The sequence below is a fragment of the Psychrobacter sp. CAL346-MNA-CIBAN-0220 genome (assembly GCF_040309805.1).
Lineage (GTDB): Bacteria > Pseudomonadota > Gammaproteobacteria > Pseudomonadales > Moraxellaceae > Psychrobacter.
Window position 1 is genome coordinate 1 of the sequence record NZ_JBEOPF010000373.1, and the last position, 264, is coordinate 264.

The 264-nt window shown below is 47.3% G+C and carries 1 protein-coding gene; it reads right to left on the minus strand.

Annotated features, from left to right (window positions below):
• Positions 1–264 (minus strand): ATPase, T2SS/T4P/T4SS family (locus tag AAEY88_RS14020; RefSeq protein WP_350563359.1); only part of this gene is annotated, 264 nt, incomplete at both ends.

Below are 264 nucleotides of genomic sequence, written 5' to 3' on the forward strand. Positions count from 1 at the left end.
TTATAGCCTTCACGGCATTCGTTACAGCCTACCGGTTCATAGATCACATTGTCTGGGTTGTCTAAATCGGTGTCATTAAAGCCAAGCTCAAGCAAGCTTTGCCGTGGGACGTTGATGGGTTTTTTACAGTTTTTACATAAGCGCCTTGCTAGGCGCTGGGCGATGACCAAGTTTACTGACGTGGCAATGTTAAAGGAAGCCACACCCATATTGCGTAGGCGGGTCAACGTCTCTGGTGCTGAGTTAGTATGGAGAGTTGAAAGT